Annotated in this window: 3 protein-coding genes and 1 pseudogene; 1 reads left to right on the top strand and 3 read right to left on the bottom strand. The window is 64.0% G+C overall.

The window, feature by feature from the left end; genetic code table 11:
• The 3 genes and pseudogenes from PMI38_RS18345 to PMI38_RS18355 form a co-directional block, all read right to left on the bottom strand.
• Window positions 1-1557 (bottom strand): annotated as a pseudogene (locus PMI38_RS18345) (translocation/assembly module TamB domain-containing protein); the annotation flags it as partial.
• A complete protein-coding gene (locus PMI38_RS18350) occupies window positions 1557-3299 on the bottom strand; it encodes an autotransporter assembly complex protein TamA (protein WP_043273909.1) in 1743 nt (580 codons plus the stop codon). The gene PMI38_RS18350 and the pseudogene PMI38_RS18345, both read right to left, overlap by 1 nt.
• Before the next feature lie 50 nt (window positions 3300-3349).
• A complete protein-coding gene (locus PMI38_RS18355) occupies window positions 3350-4000 on the bottom strand; it encodes a GNAT family N-acetyltransferase (RefSeq protein ID WP_008097027.1) in 651 nt (216 codons plus the stop codon).
• A gap of 162 nt (window positions 4001-4162) precedes the next feature.
• On the opposite strand from PMI38_RS18355, the gene xthA reads away from it, so the two are divergent.
• Window positions 4163-4975 (top strand): exodeoxyribonuclease III, encoded by an 813-nt coding sequence (xthA, locus tag PMI38_RS18360; RefSeq protein ID WP_008097028.1) that lies wholly within the window; start codon window positions 4163-4165, stop codon window positions 4973-4975.
• Window positions 4976-5101: the final 126 nt, after the last annotated feature.

A 5101-nucleotide genomic window follows, 5' to 3' on the forward strand; every position in this document is an offset into this window, starting at 1 on the left:
CTGCTGCAGGCTGCCGCTGCCGTTGATGCGGTTGTCGCCCAGCTGCACGGCGAGGGCACCGAGGGTCCAGGCCTTGCCGGCGCCCTGGGCCTCGACCTTGAGCAACGCCGGCTGGCCGCGCAGGCGGCCTTTGAGGTCGAGCTGCGCATCGAGGCTGAGCTGTTCGCCCTTCATCTGACCTTTGCTGCGCAGCGGGCCAGCCAGGGTACCGGGCAACTCGGCGAGCCAGTAGGCCGGGTCGAGCGCCGACAACTGCAGGTCGACGTCCCAGGCCAGGGCGTCGGCAAAGCGCACTGCGACACTGCCGGCGGCCTTGCCCTGGCCCGCCGTGAGGGCCAGCTGCGGCAAGCGCACCTGCCCCAGGTCACCGTCGAACGGGCTGGTCACGTTGAAGGCCCCCGCAGGGCCATCGAGGTCGCCATTGAACGCCCCCTGGTAATTGCCATCGCGGTACTGCACCTGGGCATTGAGGCGCTTGAGCGTGACCTGGGGTGGGGTTTCCAGCGGATACAGGCGCAGCCAGGGGAAGTCCTGCCAGTCGAGCTGGGCATCGGCCACCAGGCCCTTCTGCCAGTCGGCACTGGCTTGCAGCTTCACCCGCTGGCTGTCGCTGGCCGTCAGATCCAGGGCATCCAGTTTCGCCCCCTTGGCATCGACTTTGCCGGTCAGGGCCAAGGCGATTGGCGCCTGCTCGGCGGGCAGGCTGGCGCTGCCGGCAAGTTGATAGCCCTTGAGCAGGTCACCTTGGGCATCGAGCTTGAGTTGATTCAACTGCAGCGTGTCGGGCAGCGACGCCGTTGGCTTGAAGGCATCGGAGCGGATCTGCACCTTGGCCGGCAGGTGTTCGGCCAACGCCTGCACGCTGCCGGTAAGGTGCGCAGCGAGGTAGCCGCTGCTGGTCGCGTCGAGCTCCAGGGTTTTCTGCAACTCACCCTTGGCGGTCAGTGCCAGTTGCCAGGCCTGCCCCTCCACCTTGGGTAGTTGCACCTGCCCTTGCAGTTGCAAGGGCCAGTCGCCCTCAGGCTGCAGGTCACCCTGCAGGCTCACCTGGAGGTCATCGCGCTGCAGATTCAGGCTATCGATACGCAACCCGCTGGCAGTCCAGTGCGCCGCCAGGTGCAGGTCACCCAGCAGGTCGCTGCCGTCCAGGCGCACCTGGCCTACCTTGACCTCGCCGAGTTCGATGGCCACCGGCAGGCGCAGCATCGGCAGCTGTACCGGGCCGCTTTCGGCAGGCTGATCGCTTGGCGCGAAGGCCATGTCGATACGTTCGGCCTGCAGCTGTTCGATGCACAGCGTGGCCCGCAGCAAGCAGCCGGGCGACCACTTCAACTGCGGCGCTTGCACCTCGACACGGTTGCCGGCGTCGTTCCAGCTCAACTGGCTGGCTTGCCAACTGCCGGCCAGGCGCCCCTTGAAGTCGTTTACCGAAAGTCCCGGCACCTGCCCAAGCGCCCAGCGGCCGCCACCTTCGGTGCCCAGCAGTACGCTCAGGGCCAGGGCCACCAGCAGTCCACTGCCGAGCACGCCCAGCAGAATGATTTTCAAAGCACGCATCACAGCTCAGGCCCCATGGAGAAGTGCAGGCGAATACCGCCGTCGTCATCGAGTGCCTTGGCCAGGTCCAGTCGCAGCGGCCCAACCGGCGAAACCCAGCGCACGCCGAAGCCGACACCGGTCTTGAGGCTGGGAAGCTCCAGGGTATTGAACGAGTTGCCCTGGTCGACGAAGGTCGCCACCCGCCATTTTTCGGTCAGCGAATACTGGTACTCGACACTTCCCGCCACCAGGTAGCGGCCACCGATGCGGTCGCCGTCGCTGTTTTTCGGCGACAGCGTCTGATAGTCGTAGCCACGCACGCTCTGATCGCCACCGGCGAAGAAGCGCAGTGACGGCGGGATGTTGTTCTTGTAGCCGTTGGTTGCGCTGCCACCGAATTGCACCCGCCCCAGGAAACGATGGTTATGGCCCAGGGTGGTCAGGCCTTTGAGCAGCACATTGCCATGCAGCAGGTTGGTGTCCGACACCACCCCCTCCTTGGCCGCCTGCGTGTCGAACTGCAGGCGATAGCCATTGTGCGGATCGATGCGGTTGTCGCTGCGCAGGTACGAGAAGCTCACGCCAGGCATCAGCAACGTGCTCAGCCCCGAGTCATCGCCCAAGCGATATTCTTCGTGCTGGTACTTCAGGGAAATGACCCGCTGCCAGCCGCTAGGCAACTTGCTGTGCCATTCAGGGCCAACGGTCAGCAGCTGGCTGAGGCTATCGGTGCCGGCGATCTCTTCGTTCTGGTAGCCACCGGCGAACCGCAGCTTGTCGGTCAGTGGCGGGTCCAAAGGCACGTCGTACCACAGGCCGACGTTCTGCCGAGGCGCCGACAGTTCGGTTTCCCAGCCGTAGCTGTGGCCTTGGGGGTTGACCCAGTGACGCGTCCAGTTGGCCTTGCCGCGCGGACCGACGTCGGTCGAGAAGCCCAGACCCAGCCCCATGGTCCTCGGTTTGCGGATATCCAGGCGGACATCCACGGGGATTTCTTCACCCACTGCAGCGGTGGGTGCGGCGTCGACCCGCACGCCTTCGAAATAGCCGCTCGATTGCAGGTCGTTGTTGAGTTCGGCGATCAGCTCCGAGTCATACGGCGTGCCGGGTTTGAATGAAACCATGCGTTGCAGCAGGTCTTCATCCAGCGGCGAATCGCCACTGAACACCACCGCGCCCAGGCGATACCGCGGGCCGCTCTGGTACACCAGCTCGATGTCGGCCACCCCGGCCTGCGGGTCGACCGCCAAGCGCTGCCGGCTGAAGCGTCCACTGAAAAAGCCATAGCGCGACGCCTGGTTCTGGATCAACCGCTTGGCGTCCTCATACAGGCCATGGTTGAGTGGTTCGCCCGCGCGCAGGGCTTTGCTGTCGGGCACGCGAAAAGCCTTCATCTCGCTGGCCGGCCCTTCGATACGCACGGTCACATTGCGCAAGCGCACGGGCTCGCCTGGCTCGATGTGGATGATGAGTTTTGCCGGTTGGTCGGCTTTGGTCGGCGGTTTGACCTCGGTGTCGATCTGCGCCTGATAGTAGCCAAGTGCCTGCGCGGCCTTGCGCGCCTGCTCCTGTGCCCCGCGGCTGAAGCGCAACAGCGCTTCCTCATCGCGGTCTCCCAGGCTGCCGATATAGCCTTCGACATTGGCCTTGAGCGCCTTGTTGGCGGGCTTTACCTGCACCAGCAACTCGCTCTGGCCCCATGCTGCAAAACTGGCGGCCCAGATAACCAGGCCCCAGGTTAGTCTTCCTGAATACGTCATGCCGCGCATGCTACCAGAGCCAGCCGCTCAAGGGAGCCGTCTGCCGCTCCTCATGCAGTCCTTGGCATGGAAGATCGCGGATTGGGGTGGAAGAACACCCGCTCGCGGATCGGCCCCACGGCGACCTCGCCTATCTCTTCGTAGCCCTGGCGCTCATAGAAGGCCAGGTAATGCTCATTGCCAGAGTCCAGCACCACACCTTGGGTATTAGGGTCTTCCGCGCACCAGTCGTGCACAGCCTGCAACAATTGTTCGCCGTAGTGGCCGCCGCGAAACTGCGGGTGCACGCCCAGCAGCGGCAGCATATGCACCTTGCCCGTCGGCAGGCAGCTGGCGAGCGCTGCCTGGTAGTCCATGTAGCGTCGCGTACAGCGCTGGCCAGTGCCCAGTAGCATGCGCAGGCGCCAGGCCCAGCTGTCGGCCACACCCAACCTGCGTTGCGGCGGCACGATCAGGGCCAGGGCGATCAAGCGGTCTTCCAGCAGCAGGCCGATGGCAGGCAATTGCAGATAGAAGTGCTGGCGTACCCACTCGCGCACCATCACCCGCAAGCGTCGTTCATAGCCCGGGCGCTGGGCTTCGAAAATATAGGCAAAGGTAGGTTCGTGGCGGTAGGCGTGGTACAGCAGCGAGCGCGCCTCGCGGCTGTAGCCATCATCGAGCGAGCAGATACGGGCCTGGGCGACAGTGGCTTCGGGCATTGCGAGTAGTCCTCCTGGAATGGGCATACAGTGCCTTGGAGGTGCCGCAGTGCGCATCGTTCACCCCTGACTGCACGTTAGCAGCGCCTTGGCGTTGCTGCCATGCTGGAGATCAAGGCCGATGTCGGCTAGCATCCGGCCTTTTACCAGGATCGTCTTTCCATGAAGATCGTCTGTTTCAACATCAACGGCCTGCGGGCCCGCCCGCACCAGCTGGCGGCGCTGATCGACAAGCACCAGCCGGACGTGATCGGCCTGCAGGAAACCAAGGTCAGCGACGATCAGTTCCCCCTGGCCGATGTCCAGGCGCTGGGCTACCACGTGCACTACCACGGGCAAAAGGGCCACTACGGCGTCGCCCTGCTCTCGCGCCAGGCGCCGCTGAGTCTGTACAAGGGCTTTGCCAGCGATGAGGAGGACGCCCAGCGCCGCTTCATCTGGGGCACTTTCGCCGATGCCGACGGCAACCCGATCACCATCATGAACGGCTACTTCCCCCAAGGCGAAAGCCGTGACCACCCCACCAAGTTTCCCGCCAAGCAGCGCTTCTACAGCGACCTGCAGGCGCTGCTGGAAGGGCAGTTCAAACAAGACCAGCCAGTGCTGGTGATGGGGGACATGAACATCTCGCCCCAGGACTGCGACATTGGCATTGGCCCGGACAACGCCAAGCGTTGGCTGAAGACCGGCAAGTGCAGCTTCCTGCCCGAGGAACGCGAATGGATGGAGCGTCTCAAGGGCTGGGGCCTGGTGGACAGCTTCCGCCACTTGTACCCGGAAGTGACCGACCGTTTCAGCTGGTTCGACTATCGCAGCCGTGGTTTCGAGGACCAGCCCAAGCGTGGGCTTCGTATCGACCTGATCATGGCTTCGCAGCATCTGGTGCCACGGATCAAGGCTGCGGGCGTTGACTATGAGCTGCGCGCGATGGAGAAACCTTCGGATCATGCGCCGATCTGGCTGGAATTGAGTTAAGGGCACGCCTTTATGTAGTGGGTGCTCTTGAGACCGAGCGCCGCCCGCGCGGCGCATCGCGAGCAAGCTCGCTCCTACATTTGTTGCAACGTACCTATGTCTGATAGGCCATGGTTGTCAGCCTTG

The organism is Pseudomonas sp. GM84, from assembly GCF_000282535.1.
GTDB lineage: Bacteria > Pseudomonadota > Gammaproteobacteria > Pseudomonadales > Pseudomonadaceae > Aquipseudomonas.